General features: G+C 73.8%; 16 protein-coding genes. 10 read left to right on the top strand and 6 right to left on the bottom strand.

Annotated features, from left to right (window positions below; genetic code table 11):
* Positions 1–59: 59 nt before the first annotated feature.
* From ACIBPB_RS18225 to ACIBPB_RS18210, 4 genes are all read right to left on the bottom strand, one after another.
* Complete coding sequence (locus ACIBPB_RS18225; RefSeq protein WP_396840745.1) at positions 60–1,004, bottom strand: ABC transporter substrate-binding protein; 945 nt, start codon at positions 1,002–1,004, stop codon at positions 60–62.
* A 37-nt stretch (positions 1,005–1,041) separates the two neighbouring features.
* Complete coding sequence (locus tag ACIBPB_RS18220; RefSeq protein ID WP_396840744.1) at positions 1,042–1,887, bottom strand: ABC transporter ATP-binding protein; 846 nt, start codon at positions 1,885–1,887, stop codon at positions 1,042–1,044.
* Complete coding sequence (locus ACIBPB_RS18215; protein ID WP_396840743.1) at positions 1,884–2,930, bottom strand: FecCD family ABC transporter permease; 1,047 nt, start codon at positions 2,928–2,930, stop codon at positions 1,884–1,886. The genes ACIBPB_RS18220 and ACIBPB_RS18215 overlap by 4 nt, the downstream gene beginning before the upstream one ends.
* A gap of 103 nt (positions 2,931–3,033) precedes the next feature.
* The gene (locus tag ACIBPB_RS18210; protein ID WP_396840742.1) at positions 3,034–4,080 is read right to left on the bottom strand and encodes a FecCD family ABC transporter permease; all 1,047 of its coding nucleotides are present in this window, start codon (positions 4,078–4,080) and stop codon (positions 3,034–3,036) included.
* Positions 4,081–4,204: 124 nt separating this feature from the next.
* Between ACIBPB_RS18210 and ACIBPB_RS18205 the strand changes: the two genes are divergently transcribed.
* The 3 genes from ACIBPB_RS18205 (at position 4,205) to ACIBPB_RS18195 (ending at position 5,532) form a co-directional block, all read left to right on the top strand.
* A complete protein-coding gene (locus ACIBPB_RS18205; RefSeq protein WP_396840741.1) occupies positions 4,205–4,747 on the top strand; it encodes a MerR family transcriptional regulator in 543 nt (180 codons plus the stop codon).
* A 92-nt stretch (positions 4,748–4,839) separates the two neighbouring features.
* Positions 4,840–5,136, top strand: coding sequence for a hypothetical protein (locus ACIBPB_RS18200; RefSeq protein WP_396840740.1), 297 nt, complete (start codon positions 4,840–4,842; stop codon positions 5,134–5,136).
* A gap of 36 nt (positions 5,137–5,172) precedes the next feature.
* Complete coding sequence (locus ACIBPB_RS18195) at positions 5,173–5,532, top strand: YciI family protein (RefSeq protein WP_396840739.1); 360 nt, start codon at positions 5,173–5,175, stop codon at positions 5,530–5,532.
* A gap of 20 nt (positions 5,533–5,552) precedes the next feature.
* Here ACIBPB_RS18195 and ACIBPB_RS18190 read toward each other — a convergent pair whose 3' ends face one another.
* Positions 5,553–6,026 carry a cytidine deaminase family protein gene (locus tag ACIBPB_RS18190; protein WP_396840738.1) on the bottom strand — a complete coding sequence of 158 codons (474 nt, stop codon included), beginning with the start codon at positions 6,024–6,026 and terminating at the stop codon, positions 5,553–5,555.
* 122 nt (positions 6,027–6,148) lie between these two features.
* Between ACIBPB_RS18190 and hrpA the strand changes: the two genes are divergently transcribed.
* Positions 6,149–10,189 carry an ATP-dependent RNA helicase HrpA gene (gene hrpA / locus ACIBPB_RS18185; protein ID WP_396840737.1) on the top strand — a complete coding sequence of 1,347 codons (4,041 nt, stop codon included), beginning with the start codon at positions 6,149–6,151 and terminating at the stop codon, positions 10,187–10,189.
* 3 nt (positions 10,190–10,192) lie between these two features.
* Here the strand turns inward: hrpA and ACIBPB_RS18180 are convergent, their stop codons facing one another.
* Entirely contained in the window at positions 10,193–11,125 is a 933-nt protein-coding gene (locus ACIBPB_RS18180; RefSeq protein ID WP_396840968.1) for a LysR family transcriptional regulator, read from the bottom strand.
* A gap of 77 nt (positions 11,126–11,202) precedes the next feature.
* On the opposite strand from ACIBPB_RS18180, the gene ACIBPB_RS18175 reads away from it, so the two are divergent.
* From ACIBPB_RS18175 to ACIBPB_RS18150, 6 genes are all read left to right on the top strand, one after another.
* Complete coding sequence (locus ACIBPB_RS18175; protein WP_396840967.1) at positions 11,203–11,886, top strand: succinate dehydrogenase cytochrome b subunit; 684 nt, start codon at positions 11,203–11,205, stop codon at positions 11,884–11,886.
* Between the two features lies 1 nt (position 11,887).
* Positions 11,888–13,822 (top strand): fumarate reductase/succinate dehydrogenase flavoprotein subunit, encoded by a 1,935-nt coding sequence (locus tag ACIBPB_RS18170; RefSeq protein WP_396840736.1) that lies wholly within the window; start codon positions 11,888–11,890, stop codon positions 13,820–13,822.
* Positions 13,819–14,580 carry a succinate dehydrogenase/fumarate reductase iron-sulfur subunit gene (locus ACIBPB_RS18165; protein WP_357318193.1) on the top strand — a complete coding sequence of 254 codons (762 nt, stop codon included), beginning with the start codon at positions 13,819–13,821 and terminating at the stop codon, positions 14,578–14,580. The genes ACIBPB_RS18170 and ACIBPB_RS18165 overlap by 4 nt, the downstream gene beginning before the upstream one ends.
* Positions 14,581–14,891: 311 nt before the next feature.
* Positions 14,892–16,076 (top strand): zinc-dependent alcohol dehydrogenase, encoded by a 1,185-nt coding sequence (locus ACIBPB_RS18160; protein ID WP_396840735.1) that lies wholly within the window; start codon positions 14,892–14,894, stop codon positions 16,074–16,076.
* Positions 16,073–17,017, top strand: coding sequence for an SDR family NAD(P)-dependent oxidoreductase (locus ACIBPB_RS18155; RefSeq protein ID WP_396840734.1), 945 nt, complete (start codon positions 16,073–16,075; stop codon positions 17,015–17,017). Before ACIBPB_RS18160 ends, ACIBPB_RS18155 begins: the two co-directional genes overlap by 4 nt.
* A gap of 65 nt (positions 17,018–17,082) precedes the next feature.
* Positions 17,083–18,225: an MBL fold metallo-hydrolase gene (locus ACIBPB_RS18150; protein ID WP_396840733.1), complete on the top strand. Its 1,143-nt coding sequence runs from the start codon at positions 17,083–17,085 to the stop codon at positions 18,223–18,225.
* Position 18,226 lies beyond the last annotated feature (1 nt).

The following is an 18,226-nucleotide window of genomic DNA, read 5'->3' as shown; positions in this document are numbered from 1 at the left end:
CGCAGGCACGGGCGCGCCCGCCCGGCACGGTGCCGGGCGGGCGCGGTCGGTCAGGCGGCTCAGGCGCCCAGGTACTTCACCACGTCGTCCAGGATCTTGTTGGCGGCGCCGACGCCGATGCCGGTCATCCAGGTCTCGTCGGAGACCACGTGGGCCTTGCCCGCCTTGACCGCCGACAGGCCCTGCCACAGGGTGCCACCGGTGACCTTGGTCTGCTCGGCGGCGGCCTTCTCGCCGTACGCCGTCACGAAGATGACGTCACCGTCGACCTCGTTGATCCGCTCCGGGCTGACCAGGTCGAAGCGCTTGTCCTCCTTGCCGGACAGCAGCTGCCGCTCCGGGCGGCCCAGGCCGGTGTCGCCGATCACGATGCCGGAGAACGACTCCGGCCCGTAGACCCGGATGTTGCCCGGGATGAAGCGCACGATGGAGACCTTGCGCGACGCCGCGTCGCCGAGCTGCGCGCCGACGTCCTTCGCCCGCTTCTCGTAACCGGCCAGCAGCTCCTTGGCCTGCTGCTCCCTGCCCAGCGCCTGACCGTCGAGGAGGAAGTTCTCCTTCCAGGTGATGCCCACCTTCTCGGTGAACACGGTCGGGGCGATGGCGGACAGCTCGTCGTAGAACTTCTCCTGGCGGAACTTGCTGCCCAGGATCAGGTCCGGCTTGAGCGCGGTGATCGCCTCCAGGTCGGGCTCGGTGAGCACCCCGACCTCCTTGATGCCGGCGAGCTTCTCCGCGCCGAAGTAGGTGGGCCAGCTCTTCGCCTCGCCGGCGGTGGCCGCGCCGACCGGGGTGACGCCCAGCGAGAGGGCGGTGTCGATCTTGTCGGTGTCGAGCACCACCACGCGCTTGGGCTCGGCGGGCACCTTGGTGGTGCCCATCGCGTGGGTGATCTCCCGGGTCTGGCCCGCGCCGGTGTCGGCGACGGGGTCGCTCTCCCCACAGGCGGTGAGGCCGACGCCGAGGGCGAGGGCCGCGGTGAGAGCGACGGCGAGACGACGCATCATGGTCCTTTCGAGCGGTACGGGTCGACGCGACGGTTCAGGCGTCGTCGACGGCGGAGGAGCCGGCCTGGGCCGGCACGCCGGCCGGTGTGGCCGAGGAGTGGGTGAGCGCGGGCACCACCAGCGGGGCGCCGGTGACCGGGCAGGGCACGACCACGCAGTCGAGCCCGAAGACGTCGCGGACCAGGTCGGCGGTGATGATCTCGCGCGGCGGACCGGCGGCGACCACCGTGCCGGCGCGCATGGCGACCACGTGGTCGGCGTAGCGCGCGGCCTGGTTGAGGTCGTGCAGCACGGCCACCACGGTCCGGCCGCGCTCGGCGCGCAGCCGGTGCAGCAGGTCCAGCACCTCCACCTGGTGGGCCAGGTCGAGGAAGGTGGTCGGCTCGTCGAGCAGCAGCGCCTCGGTGTCCTGGGCGAGGGTCATCGCGATCCAGACCCGCTGCCGCTGCCCGCCGGAGAGGGTGTCCACCGGCCGTTCGGCGAGCCCGGCCACGTCGGCCATGGCCATGGCCGCCTCGACGGCCCGGCCGTCCTCCGTCGACCACTGCCGCCACCAGCGCTGGTAGGGCTGCCGGCCCCGGCCGACCAGGTCGGCCACGGTGATGCCCTCGGGCACCAGCGGGCTCTGCGGCAGCACGCCGAGCCGGCGGGCCACCTCCCGGGTGGGCAGGTCGCGGATCGCCGTGCCGTCCAGCAGCACCGCGCCCCGGCGCGGGCTGAGCAGCCGGGCCATGGTGCGCAGCAGGGTCGACTTGCCGCAGGCGTTCGGGCCGACGATCACGGTGAACGCGTCGGCCGGCAGGTCGAGGTCGAGCCCGTCCAGGACGGTACGGCTCTCGTAGCCGACGGCCAGGTCGCGGGTGGACAGCATCGGCGTCACGAGCGCCTCCCTCGGGTGCGCAGCAGCAGGAACATCAGGTACGGGCCGCCGATGGCCGCGGTCAGCACGCCGGCCGGAAGCTGGGTCGGGGCGAGCAGGCGGCGGCCGGCCAGGTCGGCGAGGACCAGCAGCAGCGCGCCGAGCAGCGCGGCGCAGAGCAGCGGCGGCCGCTCGGCGCGGACCAGCCGCCGGGCCAGTTGCGGGGCGACCAGCGCCACGAAGTCGACCGCGCCGACCTGGGCGGTGACGGTGGCGGCGACGATCACCCCGGTGCCGGCCAGCCCGATCCGGCGGGCGACCGGTCGAAGCCCGATGCCCCGGACCGTGTCGTCGTCGAGGGCGGCGCTGTGCAGCGCCCAGCCGGCCCAGAGCAGCACGGGCAGCAGGACGGCCAGGGTGCCGGCGATCCAGGCGGCCTCGGTCCAGCCCTTGCCGGCCAGCGTGCCGATCAGCCAGACCTGGGCGCGCAGCCCGTCGATCGGGTCGGCGGCCAGCATCACCACCTCGGTCAGCGCGCGGAACGCGAACGCCACCGCCACGCCGGCCAGGACGAAGCGCTGCGCCGCCAGCCCGTGCCGGGCCCCGAGGGCGAACACCAGCAGCGCGGCGAGCAGGCCGCCGAGCAGCGCGGCCGGCGCCACCAGGACCGCCGCCGCGCCGCTGGTCAGCGCCACCGTGGCGGCCAGCCCGGCGCCCTGGGTGACGCCGATGACGTCGGGGCTGGCCAGGGGGTTGCGCGCCACGCTCTGGATCAGCGTGCCGGCCACCCCGAACGCCGCGCCGGCCAGGGCCGCGAGCACCGCGCGGGGCAGTCGCAGGTTCAGCACCACCAGGTCGTACGGGGTGCCCGCGCCGGACAGCGAGCGCAGCACGTCGGCCGGGGCGACGTACGGGGTGCCCAGGGAGAGGCTGACCACCATGGCGGCGGCGAGCAGCACCAGCAGGGCGGCGGCGACCAGCACCGGCCGGCGGCGGACCCGCACGGTCACCGGGCCGAGCCGCAGCAGCGACCGCCCGGGCAGCACGGCGGTGGGCGCGCTCACGATCCCTCCCCGACCCGGCGACGGAGCACCCGCGGCCCGCCCGGGGGCGCCGTCGCCCGGTTCGGTCGGGCGGCAGGCGCCCGCTCGCGGAGGCCAGCGCCGGTCATGCGGTCACCACCTTGGCGCGGCGGACCAGGAAGGCGAGCAGCGGCGCGCCGATCAGCGCGGTGATGATCCCGGCCGGGACCTCCCCGGGCGGGGCGACCAGCCGGCCGGCGATGTCCGCCGCGAGCAGCAGGGCCGGCCCGAGCAGCGCGGCGACCAGCAGCGTCCACCGGTGGTCGGCGCCGACCAGGGCGCGGGCCAGGTGCGGCACGGCCAGCCCGACGAAGGCGATCGGCCCGGCGGCGGCGACGGCCGCGCCGGTGAGCAGCACGCCGCCGAGGCCGGCGCCGAGGCGGACCAGGGCGGTCCGGTGGCCCAGCCCGGTGGCCACGTCGTCGCCGAGGGCGAGCGCGTCGAGCCCCCGGGCCACCAGGGCGGCCAGCAGGACCCCGGCGAGCACGAACGGGAGCACCTGGGCGGCGACCCCGGTGTCCCGGCCGGTCAGCCCGCCGACCACCCAGAACCGGTACTCCTCGAAGGTGCGGGCGTCCATGCTGAGCAGCGCGTACACGACGGCGCCGAGGCTGGCGTCGAGGGCCGCGCCGATCAGCGCCAGGGTGACCGGGCTGGCCCCGTCCCGGGTGCGGTTGGCGACGGCGAAGACCAGCAGGCCGGCCAGCAGCGCCCCGGCCACGCCGAACCAGACGTACCCGGTGAGGGTGGTGACGCCGAACACGGCGATGGCCAGCACCACGCCGACCGACGCCCCGGCGCTCACCCCGAGGATGCGCGGCTCGGCGAGCGGATTGCGGGTGACCGCCTGGAACAGCACCCCGGCCAGGGCGAGGGCCAGCCCCACCACCAGGCCGAGCACGGTACGCGGCAGCCGCAGTTCGCGGACGATGGTGGTGGCGTCGCCGCCGTCCGGCGTGACCAGGGCGCCCCAGACCTGATCGACGGCGAGCGGGCGGCTGCCCAGCGCCAGGCTGGCGAGCAGCACGAGGAGGAGCACCAGCCCGGCCGCCAGGGCGACGGCGAGGCGGCGGCCGATGCCTCGGCGGCTCGGCGTGCCGGCCCGTTCGGGCCGGACGGCGACGGTGGTCACGGGTCGGGCGTCCCTCTCGAATTAGGTTCGCCTTACCTTATCCGAGCTGGTCAGGCACACCTAACCGGTCACCGTCGATCCCCGGGTTGCGCCTCCACCGAGGGGAGGCGGAAAGCTGGGCGGCATGAACGGTGAGACCAGCTACTCGATCGGTGACCTGGCCCGGCGGACCGGGCTGACGGTCAAGACCATCCGGTTCTACGCCGACCGCGGGATCGTGCCGCCGACCGACCGCGGCCCGACCGGCCACCGGCGCTACGACGCGGCCGCCGCGGCCCGGCTCGACCTGGTGCGTACGCTGCGCGACCTGGGACTCGACCTGGCCACGATCCGCGCGGTGGTGGACCGGGAGGCCGGCCTGCCCGAGGTCGCCGCGGCGCACGCCGAGGCGCTGGCGGCGCAGATCCGGGTGCTGCGGCTGCGGCGCGCGGTGCTCGCCGTGCTGGCGCGGCGGGCGGCGACTCCCGAGCAGGCGGACCTGCTGCACCGGCTCGCCCGGCTCTCCGCCGAGGAGCGGCGGCGGCTGGTCGAGGAGTTCCTGGACGCCGCCCTCGGCGACCCGGCGGCCGACCCGGCGTTCGCCGGGGTCCGGCGCTCACTGACCCCGAGCTGCCCGACGACCCCGAGCCCGAGCAGGTCGAGGCGTGGCTGGAGCTGGCCGAGCTGACCCGCGACCCGGGCTTCCGCGCCGGCCTGCGGCGGCTGGTGGAGCAGCACGCGGCTGACCGCGCCGGGCGCGTGGGCGTCCACCGGGATGCCGTGGCGCTGGTCCGCGACGAGGTCACACCGGCCCTGGCCGCCGGCGTCGACCCGGCCTCGCCCGCGGCCGAGCCGGTCGTCGCCGCGGCCACCGCCCGGTACGCGCGGCTCTGCGGGCGGCCCGACGACGCCGACCTGCGGCGGCGGCTGCTGACCCGGCTGACCGCCGCGAACGACCCGCGCCGCGAGCGGTACCTGCACCTGCTCTCCGTGGTCAACGGCTGGTCGGTGGGCGAGAGCCTGGCCCCGGTGCTGGACTGGTCGATCCGCGCCCTGCGGGCCCGCGCCGCCGGTTAGCCCTTTTTGACCGGTTCGCGGCCCTACCCTGGCAGCATGCGATTCGACCAGCACACCGTGGTGCTCCTGGGCCGGCCGGACGATCCGCCCGAGCTGCCGCTGGACGCCGCCGACCGGATCCAACAGGCGCACCTGGCCCACCAGGCCGGGCTCGTGGAGCAGGGCGCCGTGCTGGCCGCCGGCCCCTTCCTCGACGGCGACGACCCGCGGTTCACCGGCTTCGCCGTGCTCTCGGTGGACCCGCAGATGGCCCGCGAGCTCTACGCCAACGACCCCGCGGTGAGCGCCGGCCAACTGGTCGCGCGCGTGCTGAGCTGGCAGGTACCCGAGGGGGTGCTCCGGTTCGCGGCGGTGCCGGTGCCGACCGCCATGCTGGAGACCGCCTCCGGCGACTGACCGAACGGCCCCGAGCGGGCTCAGTCCTCGGCGGCCTGCCGGCTGCCCGGCACCACCGGCATCGGCCACACCCCGGTACGCGGCGCCGCGGGCACCTCGACCTGGTGGTCGGACCAGACGTACGTCTCGGGCAGCAGGTCGGCCACCGGGACGGCGCGCAGCGCGTCCGGCGGGCCGACGATCACCTTGATCGCCGGGAAGTAGTCGAGGAGCACCTGGCGGCACCGGCCGCACGGCGGGATGACGCCCCGGCCCCGGTCGCCCACCGCGACGATCGCCTCCAGGTCGCCGGCGCCCGCCGTCGCCGCGGCGCCGATGGCGACCACCTCGGCGCACGGGCCGCCGGTGAAGTGGTAGACGTTCACCCCGCTGAAGACCCGCCCGTCGGTGGTGCGCGCGGCGGCCGCGACGGTGTGGTTGTCGCTGCGGCAGCGCAGCTTCGCGACCGCGGTGGCGGCCTGCACGAGCGCCCGGTCGATGTCCCGCATGCTCATCCGTCCCCTCGTCGACCCCGGTCGGCCGAACTTTAGCCCGTCCGGCCCGCGACGCCGCTCAACCGGGCCGGGCGGTAACCCGGAAGCGGCGGGGCGGCGGGCTGCCTATCCTTGGCGACGACATGCAGAATCCAGCCGCACCCGCCGTACCCGAGACCGCCCGCGACCTGCACCGCCGCCTCTCCGCCGTGATGTTCCGCGACCAGCGGCGGCTCCAGCGGCGGCTGGACGGGGTGCGCAAGCTGCGCGACCCGCAGCGCCGGGACGCGGCGCTGGCCGAGATCGCGACCGAGGTGGCCCGGGCCGAGGCGCGGCTGGCGACCCGGCGGGCCGCCGTCCCGGTGATCACCTACCCGGCGCAGCTGCCGGTCAGCGAGCGCAAGGACGACATCGCCGACGCAATCCGCGACCACCAGGTGGTGATCGTCGCCGGCGAGACCGGCTCCGGCAAGACCACCCAGCTGCCCAAGATCTGCCTGGAGCTGGGGCGTGGCGTCACCGGGCTGATCGGGCACACCCAGCCCCGCCGGCTGGCCGCCCGTACGGTGGCGGACCGGATCGCCGAGGAGCTCGGCACCGAGCTGGGCGACGTGGTCGGCTACAAGGTGCGCTTCACCGACCAGGTCGGCGAGAACAGCCTGGTCAAGTTGATGACCGACGGCATCCTGCTGGCCGAGTTGCAGACCGACCGGATGCTGCGGCAGTACGACACGCTGATCATCGACGAGGCGCACGAGCGCAGCCTCAACATCGACTTCATCCTCGGCTATCTCCGGCAGCTCCTGCCCCGCCGCCCCGACCTCAAGGTGATCATCACCTCGGCGACCATCGAGACCGACCGGTTCGCCCGGCACTTCGCCGACGCCGAGGGCAACCCGGCCCCGGTCGTCGAGGTGTCCGGCCGGACCTACCCGGTGGAGGTGCGCTACCGGCCGCTGGTCGAGGTCACCGGGGCCGACGAGGAGGACGAGGCCGACGAGGAGAACGTCCGGGACCAGATCCAGGCCATCGGCGACGCGGTCGAGGAGCTGGCCGCCGAGGGGCCGGGCGACATCCTGGTCTTCCTCAGCGGCGAGCGGGAGATCCGGGACACCGCCGACGCGCTCGGCAAGCTGGTGCAGAAGAAACGGTCGCTGCTCGGCACCGAGATCCTCCCGCTCTACGCCCGGCTCTCCACCGCCGAGCAGCACCGGGTCTTCGCCCCGCACGCCGGACGCCGGGTGGTGCTCGCCACCAACGTGGCGGAGACCTCGCTGACCGTGCCCGGGATCAAGTACGTGGTGGACCCGGGCACCGCCCGGATCTCCCGCTACTCCAGCCGGCTCAAGGTGCAGCGGCTGCCGATCGAGCCGGTCTCCCAGGCGTCGGCCAACCAGCGCAAGGGCCGCTGCGGGCGCACCTCGGACGGCATCTGCATCCGCCTCTACGACGAGTCGGACTTCGACAACCGGCCCGAGTTCACCGACCCGGAGATCCTGCGCACCAACCTGGCCTCGGTCATCCTCCAGATGACCTCGATCGGGCTCGGCGACATCGCCGCGTTCCCGTTCATCGACCCGCCGGACCGGCGCAACGTCACCGACGGCGTCAACCTGCTGCACGAGCTGGGCGCGCTCGACCCGGCCGAGCCCGACCCGGCCAAACGGCTCACCCCGCTGGGCCGGCGGCTGGCCCAGCTCCCGGTCGACCCGCGGCTGGCCCGGATGGTGATCGAGGGCGAGCGCAACGGCTGCGCCACCGAGGTGGTGGTGATCGCCGCCGCGCTCTCCATTCAGGACCCGCGCGAGCGCCCGGCCGACAAGCAGGCCCAGGCCGACCAGGCGCACGCCCGCTTCGCCGACCAGGAGTCGGACTTCGTCGCGTACCTGAACCTGTGGCGGTACCTGCGCGAGCAGCAGCGGGCGCTCTCCTCCAGCGCCTTCCGCCGGATGTGCAAGGCGGAATACCTGAACTACCTGCGGGTGCGCGAGTGGCAGGACATCGTCAGCCAGCTGCGCCAGGTGCTGCGTACCCCCGAACAGGGTGACGGGCGGCGGGGCCGGCGCGGCCCCGAGCGGGCCGGCGACGACGGCGGCCGGCGCGGCGCCGGCGCGGACCTGCCGGAGGAGATCGACACCCCGAAGGTGCACCAGTCCCTGCTGCCCGGGCTGCTCTCCCATCTCGGGCTCAAGGACGCCCAGAAGCACGAGTACCTGGGCGCGCGCGGCGCGAAGTTCGCCATCTTCCCCGGCTCGGCGCTGTTCCGGAAGCCGCCCCGCTGGGTGATGGCTGCCGAGCTGGTGGAGACCTCCCGGCTCTGGGGCCGGGTGGCCGGCCGGGTCGAGCCGGAGTGGGTCGAGCCGCTGGCGCAGCACCTGGTCAAGCGCAGCTACAGCGAGCCGCACTGGGAGAAGAAGCAGGCCGCCGTGATGGCCTACGAGAAGGTCACCCTGTACGGCATCCCGATCGTCACCTCCCGCAAGGTCAACTTCGGCCGGATCGACCCGGCGCTGAGCCGGGAGCTGTTCATCCGGCACGCCCTGGTGGAGGGCGACTGGCAGACCCACCACCAGTTCTGGCGGGACAACCAGCGGCTGCTGACCGAGGTGGAGGAGCTGGAGAACCGGGCCCGGCGCCGGGACATCCTGGTCGACGACGAGACGATCTTCCAGTTCTACGACGAGCGGATCCCCGCCGACGTGGTCTCCGGCCGGCACTTCGACTCGTGGTGGAAGCAGACCCGGCGGGAGCGGCCGGAGCTGCTCACCTTCACCCGCGAGCTGCTGGTCAACGCCGGCCGGGGCGGGGTGGACGAGACCGACTACCCGGACGAGTGGCGCGCCGACGGGGTGACCCTGCCGCTGACGTACACCTTCGACCCGGGCACCCCGACCGACGGCGTCACCGTGGACATCCCGCTGCCGCTGCTCAACCAGGTGCCGGCGGAGAGCTTCGACTGGCAGGTGCCGGGCCTGCGCGAGGAACTGGTGATCGCGCTGATCCGGTCGCTGCCCAAGGCGACCCGGCGCAACTTCGTGCCGGTGCCCGACTACGCCCGGGCGGCCCTGGCCGCGATCACCCCCGGCGCGGAGCCGCTGCTCGACGCGCTCACCCGGCAGCTGCGCCGGATGACCGGGGTCACCGTCCCGCCGGACGCCTGGGACCTGGCCAAGCTGCCGCCGCACCTGCGGGTCACCTTCCGGGTGCTCGGCGAGGACGACAAGCCGGTCGCCGAGGGCAAGGACCTGCCCGCGCTGCAACGCGAGCTGCGCCAGGAGGTACGCCAGGTCGTCGCCGCCGCCGCGCCGGACGTGGCCCGCACCGGCCTGACGGACTGGAGCATCGGCACGCTGCCGCGCACCATCGAGCAGGTCCGCGCCGGGTACGCGGTGACCGCGTACCCGGCCCTGGTCGACGAGGGCGCCACCGTCGGGGTGAAGGTCTTCGACTCCCCGGCCGAGCAGGAGGCCGCGCACTGGGCGGGCAGCCGCCGGCTGCTCCGGCTCACCCTGGCCTCCCCGGCGCGGTTCCTGCAGGGGCGGCTGAGCAACGAGGCGAAGCTGGCGCTGAGCCGCAACCCGCACGGCGGGGTGCCGGCGTTGATCGAGGACGCCACCGGCGCGGCCATCGACAAGCTGATGGCCGACGCGGGCGGCCCGGCCTGGGACGCCGAGGGCTTCGCCGCGCTGCGCGACCGGGTCCGCGCCGACCTGGTCGACACCGTGGTCGAGGTGATGAACCGGGTCCGGCAGGTGCTCGCCGCTGCGTACGCGGTGGAGCAGCGGCTCGGCGCGACGCGGAACCTGGCCGTGGTGGCCGCGCTGGCCGACATCCGCAACCAGCTCGGCGGCCTGGTGCACGCCGGCTTCGTCACCGAGGCCGGCTACGCCCGCCTGCCCGACCTGCTGCGCTACCTGACCGCGATCGAGCGCCGGCTGGACCGGCTGCCCGGCAACCCGCAGCGGGACAAGCAGCAGCAGGACCGGATCGCCGTGGTGCAGCGGGAGTACCAGGACATGCTCGCCGCGCTGCCACCGGCGAGGCGGCAGTCCACGGCGGCCCGGCAGATCCGCTGGATGATCGAGGAGCTGCGGGTGAACGTGTTCGCCCAGGCCCTCGGCACCCCGTACCCGGTTTCCGAGCAGCGCATCTACCGCGCCATGGACGACGCCGAGGGGCGCTGAGGGTCAGAGCGGTTCGACGCCGGCGGGGAGCTGGTCGGTGGCGGTGGCGTCGTGCACGTACTCCAGCAGGATGCGGCGCAGCTCGCGGCCGGCGTGGGTGGGCACCACGTCGCGGCGGCGGGCCACCGCGATGGTCCGGCGCACGCCGGGCGGGGCGAGCCGGGTGACCCGGATGCCGGCCCGGCGGGCCACCACGATGCCGGGGACCAGCGCCACGCCCAGTCCCGCCTCGACGAAGCTGAGCACGGCGTCCATCTCGCCGCCGTCCACCGACAGGGTCGGCTCGAAGCCGGCCTCCCGGCAGGCCTGGAGGGTGGCGTCGCGCAGGTCGTAGCCCTCCCGGAACATGACCAGGGGCTGCTCGCGCAGGTCGGTGATGCGCAGCTCGCCGTCGCGGGCCCCGGGCAGCGGGTCGACCGAGGCGACCACCAGGCTCTCCCGCAGGATCGGGTCGGCGCGCAGCCCCGGATCGGTGCCCGCGGACGGCTCGATGATCAGGGCCAGGTCGAGGTCGCCGCGGAGCAGGTCGCGGACCAGGTCCTGGGAGCCGCCCTCCTCCACCCGCAGGTCGACGGTGGGGTGGGCGTCGCGGAACCGGCGCAGCACCGGGGGCGCCAGCGAGGTGGCCAGGCTGGGCGTGGCGCCGAGCCGGACCCGGCCCCGGCGCAGGCCGACCAGCTCCTGCACCTCGCGGGTGGCGGTCTCCACGTCGGCGAGGATCCGCTTGGCCAGCGGCAGCAGCACCTCCCCCGCCGCGGTGAGGGTGATGTTGCCTCTTACCCGCTCGAAGAGCGGGGCCCCGAGGTCGGTCTCCAGGGCGTGAATTTGCTTACTCAAGGAAGGCTGGGTGATGCCCACCAGATCAGCAGCTTGGGTGAAATGTCGTACTTCTGCGACCGCGACGAAGTACCGGAGCTGATGGAGCTGCATCTCTATAGCCTACGGCTATCAAGACTGCGAAGTCGATGCATTGGACGCCTGATCGAACTGCTCCTAGCGTCGGTCGGGTGGTAATCACGAAAACTCGGTCGCCCATCCGCTCCAACGTCGGCCTCAAGGTCGTCATGGCGGTGACGGGCATCATCCTGGTGCTGTTCCTGGTCGCGCACATGCTCGGCAACCTCAAGATCTTCACGGGCGAGACCTCGTTCGACCACTACGCGCACTGGCTGCGCGAGATCGGCACGCCGCTGCTGCCGTCGACCTGGTACCTGTGGATCCAGCGCGCGGTCCTCACCGTGGCCGTGCTGGCGCACATCGCCTCCGCCACCGTGCTCGCCATGCGGTCCCGGGCCGCCCGCCCGGTGCCGTACGCGCACCGCAAGAAGATCCACGTGAACTACGCGGCGCGCACCATGCGCTGGGGTGGCGTGATCATCCTGCTCTTCGTGATCTACCACCTCCTGGACCTGACCACCGGCCACCTGAACCCGCAGGGCGACCCGGCCAACCCGTACGGCAACGTGGTCGCCGACTTCGCGCCGGAGCGCTGGTACGTCACCCTCTTCTACGCCCTGGCCGTCGTCACGCTCGGCTTCCACCTGCGGCACGGTGCCTTCAGCGCGTTCCGCAGCCTCGGCCAGCAGACCCCGGCGGGCGAGCGCCGGGCCCGCGCCGGCGCCCTGGTCTTCGCCGTCGTGCTCTGCGCCGGCTACCTGGTGGTCCCGTTCGCCGTACTCACCGGATTGGTGGCCTGACATGGATCTCTACACCGAAGGCGACCCGATCGCCGACACCCGGGCCCCGGACGGCCCCATCGAGACCCGGTGGGAGCGCCACCGGTTCGAGATGAAGCTGGTCAACCCGGCCAACCGCCGGAAGCTGACGGTCATCGTGGTGGGCACCGGCCTGGCCGGCGGGTCGGCCGCCGCGACCCTCGCCGAGCAGGGCTACCAGGTCAGGTCCTACTGCTACCAGGACAGCCCGCGCCGGGCCCACTCGATCGCGGCGCAGGGCGGCATCAACGCCGCCAAGAACTACCGCAACGACGGCGACTCGGTGCACCGGCTCTTCTACGACACCGTCAAGGGCGGCGACTTCCGCTCCCGCGAGTCGAACGTGCACCGGCTGGCCGAGGTCTCGGTCAACATCATCGACCAGTGCGTCGCCCAGGGCGTCCCGTTCGCCCGCGAGTACGGCGGCCTGCTCGACACCCGCTCCTTCGGCGGCGCGCAGGTGCAGCGCACCTTCTACGCCCGAGGCCAGACGGGCCAGCAGCTGCTGCTCGGCGCGTACCAGGCGCTGGAGCGGCAGATCGGCCTGGGCAACGTGGAGATGAACGCCCGCCACGAGATGCTGGAACTGGTCGTCGTCGACGGCCGGGCCCGCGGCATCGTGGTCCGCGACCTGGTCACCGGTGAGATCAGCACCGAGATGGCCGACGCGGTCGTGCTCGCCTCCGGCGGCTACGGCAACGTCTTCTACCTCTCCACCAACGCCAAGGGCTGCAACGTCACCGCCTCCTGGCGGGCGCACCGCAAGGGCGCGCACTTCGCCAACCCCTGCTACACCCAGATCCACCCGACCTGCATCCCGGTCTCCGGTGACCACCAGTCGAAGCTGACCCTGATGAGCGAGTCGCTGCGCAACGACGGCCGGGTGTGGGTGCCCAGGGCCAAGGGCGACCAGCGCAGCCCTCGGGACATCCCGGAGGACGAGCGGGACTACTACCTGGAGCGGATCTACCCGTCCTTCGGCAACCTGGTCCCCCGCGACATCGCCTCCCGCGCCGCGAAGAACGTCTGCGACGAGGGGCGCGGCGTCGGCCCGACCGGCCTCGGCGTCTACCTGGACTTCGCCGACGCGATCAACCGGCTCGGCCGCAAGGCCATCGAGGCCAAGTACGGCAACCTCTTCGAGATGTACGAGCGGATCACCGGCGAGGACCCGTACGAGGTCCCGATGCGGATCTACCCCGCGGTGCACTACACGATGGGCGGCCTCTGGGTCGACTACGACCTCCAGTCGACCATCCCCGGCCTGTTCGTGATCGGCGAGGCGAACTTCTCCGACCACGGCGCGAACCGCCTCGGCGCCTCGGCGCTGATGCAGGGCCTCGCGGACGGCTACTTCGTGCTGCCCAACACCATCGCCAACTACCTGGCCGGCGCCGGCGCGTTCGAGAAGATCGACGCCAGCCACCCGGAGGCGGTGGCGGCGCGGACGGCCGTCGAGCAGCGGATCCAGAAGCTGCTCGCGATCAACGGCGACCGGACGGTGGACTCGTTCCACCGCGAGCTGGGCCAGATCATGTGGGAGCACTGCGGCATGGAGCGCTCCGAGGCCGGGCTGCGCAAGGCGATCGACGAGATCCGGACGCTGCGCGACGAGTTCTGGCAGCGGGTCCGGGTCCCCGGCGAGGGCGAAGGGCTCAACCAGTCCCTGGAGAAGGCCGGCCGGGTGGCCGACTTCTTCGAGCTGGCCGAGCTCATGTGCATCGACGCCCTGCACCGCGAGGAGTCCTGCGGCGGCCACTTCCGGGCCGAGCACCAGACCCCCGACGGCGAGGCGCAGCGCGACGACGACCGGTTCGCCTACGTGGCGGCCTGGGAGTACACCGGCGACCAGCCCGTGCTGCACAAGGAAGACCTGACCTTCGAATACGTCCACCCCACGCAGCGGAGCTACAAGTGAATCTGACCCTGCGCATCTGGCGCCAGCAGGGCCCTCAGGACAAGGGTCGGATGGTGACCTACCAGGTCCAGGACGTCTCCCCGGACATGTCCTTCCTGGAGATGCTCGACGTGCTCAACGAACGGCTGATCCTCGAAGGCGAGGAGCCGGTCGCGTTCGACCACGACTGCCGCGAGGGCATCTGCGGCATGTGCAGCCTCATGATCAACGGTGAGGCGCACGGCCCGCAGCGCGGCACCACCGCCTGCCAGCTGCACATGCGGCAGTTCTCCGACGGCGACACCATCGACATCGAGCCGTGGCGGGCCCGGGCTTTCCCGGTCGTCAAGGACCTGGTGGTCAACCGGAACGCCTTCGACAAGATCATCGCCGCCGGCGGGTACATCACCGCGCCGACCGGCAGCGCCCCCGAGGCGCACTCGGTGCCGGTGGCCAAGAACAACGCCGACGCCGCGTTCGAGTCGGCCGCCTGCATCGGCTGCGGCGCCTGCGTGGCCGCCTGCCCGAACGGCTCCGGCATGCTGTTCACCGCCGCCAAGATCACCCAGCTCTCGCTGCTGCCGCAGGGCCAGCCCGAGCGGTACACCCGGGTGATCGGCATGGTCGACGCGCACGACGAGGCCGGCTTCGGCGGCTGCACCAACATCGGCGAGTGCGCGGCGGCCTGCCCGAAGGGCATCCCGCTGAACACCATCGGCCGGCTCAACCGGGACTACCTCAAGGCGACCACCAAGCGCGCCGGCACCCCCGGCTCCTGAGCCCCGCGGCGGGCCGCCCGCCGCCCGACCCACCCGACCGCCGCGTCCCGCTCTGGGGGCGCGGCGGTCGCCTTTCCCGCGGTACGCCGGCAGCGCCACTCGGCAGGTGCCTTCGGCCTCGCTACCGACTTGATGACGCAACCGAATCGACGCAAAGCCCCTCCGCGCGTTGAGTCAGCTGGGTCATCGCGTCCGTAGCGTCCGGAAACCTCTGCCCCGATCGCCCACCGCGGGGCCGGCCGCCGCCCGGTTCAAGCCGTCCCCTGCGGGTAGCAGTCCGATGGACGGCACCGGAGAGGGGACATACCGGCATGAAGGCACTGACCTGGCACGGCAAGCGGGACGTCCGCGTCGAGGACGTCCCGGACCCCCGGATCGAGGAGCCCACCGACGCGGTCGTCCGGATCACCTCGACCGCCATCTGCGGCTCCGACCTGCACCTGTACGAGGTGCTCGGCCCCTACCTGAAGCCCGGCGACGTGCTCGGGCACGAGCCGATGGGCATCGTCGAGGAGGTCGGTCCCGGGGTGACCCGGCTCAAGCCCGGCGACCGGGTGGTCATCCCGTTCAACATCTCCTGCGGGCACTGCTGGATGTGTGCGCGCCAGCTCTACGCCCAGTGCGAGACGACCCAGGTGAAGAGCGAGGGCAAGGGCGCGTCCCTGTTCGGCTACACCTCGCTCTACGGCTCGGTCCCCGGCGGGCAGGCCGAGTACCTGCGCGTCCCGCAGGCGCAGTTCGGCCCGATCAAGATCCCGGAGACCGGCCCGGACGAGCGCTGGCTCTACCTCTCCGACATTCTGCCCACCGCCTGGCAGGCGGTGAGGTACGCGGACACCCCGCCCGGCGGCACCCTCGCCGTGTTCGGTCTCGGCCCGGTCGGCCAGTTCTGCGCCCGCATCGGCCGGCACCTCGGCGCCGGCCGGGTGATCGGGCTCGACCTGGTCCCGGAGCGGCTCGAGATGGCCCGCCGGCACGGCATCGAGGTGCTCGACGTCAGCGAACTGGACGACGTGCCCGGCGCGCTGATCGACCTGGTCGACGGGCGCGGGCCGGACGCCGTGATCGACGCGGTCGGCATGGAGGCGCACGGCGCGCCGCTGGGCAAGGTGGCCCAGACCGCCGCCGGGCTGCTGCCGGACAAGCTGGCCCAGACCATGACCGACAAGGTCGGCGTGGACCGGCTGGTCGTGCTGCACGCCGCGGTCAAGGCGGTCCGGCGCGGCGGCACCGTCTCCGTCTCCGGGGTGTACGGCGGCGAGCAGGACCCGATGCCGCTGATGGAGATGTTCGACCGGGGCATCCAACTGCGCATGGGCCAGTGCCACGTGAAGCGCTGGGTCGACGACATCGTGCCGCTGCTCGCCGGCGGCGACGACCCGCTGGGCGTCGAGGACCTGCGGACCCACCGGCTGCCGCTGGCCCAGGCGCCGCAGGCGTACGAAATGTTCCAGAAGAAGCAGGACGGCTGCGTCAAGGTCGTGCTCGAACCGTGAGCCGGACGGTGGTGCTCACGGGCGCGACCAGCGGGATCGGCCGGGCGGCGGCCCGGGAGTTCGCCGGCCGCGGGGACCGTCTGGTCCTCGCGGCCCGCTCCCCCGCCAGCCTGGCCGAGGTACGCGACGAGTGCCGGGCCGCCGGCGCCGACGTGCTGGTCGTACCCCTGGACATCACCTCGCCCGGCGCGGTGGCCGCGCTGGCCGGCGCGGCCGAGACGGAGTTCGGCCGGATCGACGCCTGGGTGCACAGCGCCGCCGTGATGGCCTACGGCCGCTTCGACGAGACCCCCGCCGAGGTCTTCGACCAGGTGGTCCGCACCGACCTGCTGGCCGCCGCCGAGGTGGCCCGGGTCGCGCTGCGCCGCTTCCGGGCCGCCGGTGGCGGCACGCTCGTGCTCACCGGCTCGGTGCTGGGGCACATCACCGCGCCCTACATGAGCGGCTACGTGGCGGCCAAGTGGGGTCTGCAGGGGCTGGCCCGGGCGTTGCAGCAGGAGGCCCGGGAGACCCCCGGCGTACGGATCTGCCTGGTCAACCCGGGCAGCGTCGACACGCCGATCTACCGGCGGGCGGGCAACTACCTGGGCCGGCCCGGCCGGCCCCCGCCGCCGGTCAGCAGCCCGGAGCGGGTGGCCCGGGCCATCGCGCACTGCGTCGACCGGCCCCGCCGGGAGGTCTCCGTGGGCCGGCTCAACGTGGTCATGCGGTTCGGCTTCACCCTGCTGCCCGGCGTCTACGACGTGCTGGTCGGGCCGCTGATGCGGCTCGCCGGGCTGTCCCGGCAGCCGGTCGCGCCGCACGACGGCGTCCTGTTCGCCCCGGACCCGGGCAGCGCGGCGGTACGCGGCGGCTGGCTGCCCGACCTGCCCCAGGTGGTCCGCTCGGTCGGCGGCGCGACGGCGGCGGTCGGCGGCGCGGTGCTGCGCCGGCTGCGCTGAGCGCGGAAGCGGAGCGGGTCCCGGGTGGCTACGGTGTACTGCGGGAGACGGCGGAGGGACGGAACATGCGGGAACCAGCGGACCGGGAGATCGAGCGGGCCCTCGGTGGGCGGCTGTGGCGGATGGCCGGCCTGGCCGCGGTGAGCGGCCTGGCCTGGGCGGCCCGGGACGTGCCCGCCCAGCTCGGCGGCCGGCTGCGCGGCGCCCGCGCCGAGCGGGCGGCCCGCTCGCCGCGCTTCCGCGACGGCACCTTCCACAATCCGGCGGGCACCCGGACGACGATCGCCGATCCCGGCCGCAACCTGCTCAAGGAACTGCTCTTCGGCAAGCAGAAGCGCCGGCCCACCGCGGCGGTCCCGCTGCTGCGCCCGGCCGACCCGGCGCCCGCCGACGCCGCCCGCGAGCTCGGCGTCGTCTGGTACGGCCACGCCACCACCCTGGTGGAGATCGAGGGGCGCCGGGTGCTGCTGGACCCGGTGTGGAGCGACCGCTGCTCCCCGTCGGCGCTGGTCGGCCCGCGCCGCATCCACCAGCCGCCGGTCCGCCTCGACGAGCTGCCCCGCCTCGACGCCATCCTCATCTCGCACGACCACTACGACCACCTCGACATGACCACCGTGCGCGCGCTGCTCGCCCACCAGTCCGCGCCGTTCGTGGTGCCGCTCGGCGTCGGCGCGCACCTGGACCGCTGGGGCGTACCCGAGGAACGGATCATCGAGCTGGACTGGGCGGAGCGCCACCAGGTGGCCGGGCTGACGCTCACCGCCACCCCGGCGCAGCACTTCTCCGGCCGCGGCCTGCGCCGGGACGGCACGCTCTGGAGTTCCTGGGTGATCGCCGGCGCGCACCGCCGGGTCTTCTACACCGGCGACTCCGGCTACTTCGACGGGTACGCCCAGATCGGCGCCGAGCACGGCCCGTTCGACGTCACCCTGATGCAGATCGGCGCGTACGACCGGGCCTGGCCGAGCATCCACATGTTCCCCGAGGAGGCGGTCGCCGCCCACCTGGACCTGCGCGGCGGGCTGTGCATCCCGGTGCACTGGGCCACCTTCAACCTGGCCCTGCACGACTGGTCCGAGCCGGTGGACCGGCTCTGGGCCGAGGCGAAGGCGCGGGACATCCGGCTGGCGGTGCCGCGCCCGGGTGAGCGGGTGGTGGTGGACGACCCGCCGGCGGTCGACGGCTGGTGGCAAGCGGTCGCCTGAG

It is taken from the genome of Micromonospora sp. NPDC049836, from assembly GCF_044465125.1.
Taxonomy (GTDB): Bacteria; Actinomycetota; Actinomycetes; order Mycobacteriales; family Micromonosporaceae; genus Micromonospora.
The sequence above is the reverse complement of the archived record's forward strand: the minus strand, read 5'-3'. Positions and strand labels throughout refer to the sequence as shown.

Excerpts from the sequence above, each read along its gene's own strand:
- ACIBPB_RS18160 (WP_396840735.1), top strand. The coding sequence starts at position 14,892 with ATGAAGGCACTGACCTGGCACGGCAAGCGGGACGTCCGCGTCGAGGAC.
- ACIBPB_RS18225 (WP_396840745.1), bottom strand. The coding sequence starts at position 1,004 with ATGCGTCGTCTCGCCGTCGCTCTCACCGCGGCCCTCGCCCTCGGCGTC.
- ACIBPB_RS18205 (WP_396840741.1), top strand. The coding sequence starts at position 4,205 with ATGAACGGTGAGACCAGCTACTCGATCGGTGACCTGGCCCGGCGGACC.
- hrpA (WP_396840737.1), top strand. The coding sequence starts at position 6,149 with ATGCAGAATCCAGCCGCACCCGCCGTACCCGAGACCGCCCGCGACCTG.
- ACIBPB_RS18150 (WP_396840733.1), top strand. The coding sequence starts at position 17,083 with ATGCGGGAACCAGCGGACCGGGAGATCGAGCGGGCCCTCGGTGGGCGG.
- ACIBPB_RS18195 (WP_396840739.1), top strand. The coding sequence starts at position 5,173 with ATGCGATTCGACCAGCACACCGTGGTGCTCCTGGGCCGGCCGGACGAT.
- ACIBPB_RS18170 (WP_396840736.1), top strand. The coding sequence starts at position 11,888 with ATGGATCTCTACACCGAAGGCGACCCGATCGCCGACACCCGGGCCCCG.
- ACIBPB_RS18190 (WP_396840738.1), bottom strand. The coding sequence starts at position 6,026 with ATGAGCATGCGGGACATCGACCGGGCGCTCGTGCAGGCCGCCACCGCG.